Origin of the sequence: Kangsaoukella pontilimi (genome assembly GCF_009830125.1) — a bacterium.
In the GTDB taxonomy this organism is placed as follows: domain Bacteria; phylum Pseudomonadota; class Alphaproteobacteria; order Rhodobacterales; family Rhodobacteraceae; genus Kangsaoukella; species Kangsaoukella pontilimi.
Genome location: NZ_WUPT01000010.1, coordinates 1 through 1,176, shown reverse-complemented (window position 1 = coordinate 1,176; position 1,176 = coordinate 1). Strand labels below are relative to the sequence as shown.

Sequence of the window (1,176 nt, the reverse complement as noted above, 5' to 3'; positions counted from 1 at the left end):
TTACTCGATGATTTTCGAGACGACGCCTGCGCCGACGGTGCGGCCGCCTTCGCGGATGGCGAAGCGGAGCTTTTCTTCCATCGCGATCGGCGCGATCAGCTCGACCGTGAACGACACGTTGTCGCCCGGCATCACCATCTCGGTGCCCGCAGCCAGCGTCACCGTGCCCGTCACGTCCGTCGTCCGGAAGTAGAACTGCGGACGGTAGTTCGCGAAGAACGGCGTGTGGCGGCCACCTTCCTCTTTCGTGAGGATGTAGGCTTCGGCCTCGAACTTCGTGTGCGGCGTCACCGAACCCGGCTTGCAGAGCACCTGGCCCCGCTCGACGCCTTCACGGTCCACACCACGCAGAAGCGCACCGATGTTGTCGCCCGCTTCACCGCGGTCGAGCAGCTTGCGGAACATCTCGACGCCCGTGCAGGTCGTCTTCTTGGTGTCGCGGATGCCCACGATCTCGATTTCGTCGCCGACGTTGATCACGCCACGCTCGACACGGCCCGTCACAACGGTACCGCGGCCCGAGATCGAGAACACGTCTTCGATCGGCATCAGGAACGGCTGGTCCACGGCGCGCTCGGGCGTCGGAATGTAGTCGTCGACAGCGGCCATCAGCTCGCGGATCGAGTTCTCGCCGATCGCTTCGTCACGGCCTTCCATCGCCGCCAGAGCCGAGCCCTTGACGATCGGAATGTCGTCGCCCGGATAGTCGTAGGACGAAAGAAGTTCGCGGATTTCCATCTCGACGAGCTCGAGAAGCTCTTCGTCGTCGACCTGGTCGACCTTGTTCATGTAGACGACCAGCGCCGGGATGCCGACCTGACGGCCGAGCAGGATGTGCTCGCGCGTTTGAGGCATCGGGCCATCGGCCGCGTTCACAACCAGGATCGCGCCGTCCATCTGCGCCGCACCAGTGATCATGTTCTTCACGTAGTCGGCGTGGCCGGGGCAGTCGACGTGAGCGTAGTGACGCGCATCGGTCTCGTATTCGACATGCGCCGTCGAGATCGTGATGCCACGCGCCTTCTCTTCCGGCGCGCCGTCGATCTGGTCATACGCCTTGAAGTCGCCGAAATACTTCGTGATCGCAGCCGTCAGCGTCGTCTTGCCGTGGTCAACGTGACCGATCGTGCCGATGTTGACGTGCGGTTTCGTCCGTTCAAACTTTGCCTTTGCCAT

General features: G+C 62.9%; 1 protein-coding gene. It reads right to left on the bottom strand.

The window, feature by feature from the left end:
- A partial coding sequence (tuf, locus tag GQ651_RS18580) for an elongation factor Tu (RefSeq protein WP_160765788.1) occupies positions 1-1,176 on the bottom strand: 1,176 nt, incomplete at its 5' end.